Source organism: Pseudomonas sp. EL_65y_Pfl1_R83 (assembly GCF_963970695.1).
Lineage (GTDB): Bacteria > Pseudomonadota > Gammaproteobacteria > Pseudomonadales > Pseudomonadaceae > Aquipseudomonas > Aquipseudomonas tritici.
Genome location: NZ_CAXAQI010000157.1, coordinates 1 through 582 on the forward strand (window position 1 = coordinate 1; position 582 = coordinate 582).

1 protein-coding gene is annotated in these 582 nt (G+C 64.4%); it reads left to right on the forward strand.

Features of this window, described 5'->3' with window-relative positions:
- Window positions 1-582: MASE1 domain-containing protein (locus AACY08_RS28175; RefSeq protein ID WP_339472381.1), on the forward strand; the 582-nt coding region annotated here is incomplete at both ends.

A 582-nucleotide genomic window follows, 5' to 3' on the forward strand; every position in this document is an offset into this window, starting at 1 on the left:
TCGCGACCTGCTGCGCTTCGCCCTATGTTGCTGCGGCGTCGCCCCGGCCGTGTCCGGGGTGGCCGCAACGCTCTGGCTGGCTCCGCACGATCTTTGGCATGGCCTGTCGATTTGGCGATATTGGTTTCTCGCCGATAGCCTGGGGATGTTGATCGGCGGGCCGATCGCTTTGATCGCAATCGATAGCTGGAGCAATCGCCGCAAGGTCACCCCCCCGCGCGCGTTCGAGATCGCGGCGATCCTGACCGCCAATGCTCTGGTGGCGGCAATCGTGTTTCTACAACCCGCCTATCCGATGTTCTTCGTTGCACTGCCCTTGATCATTCTGGCCTCATTCCGACTGGGCGTCCGCGGAGCGGCCGCCGCGATCGCGGTGGTCGGTATCATCGGTACGGTGGGAACGCTGTCGGGGCTGGGCCCGGCTTACATGATCGGCGGGACGCTCGCGACACGCGTCCATCTGCTGCAACTGTTCCTGGCTGCGTGTTTCGGAATCAGCCTGCCGTTCGCGGCGGCGATCGCGGGACGCGAGCGCATTCGCGAGGAGTTGAAGCGCAGCCGCGACTTTTCGGAAACCCTCGT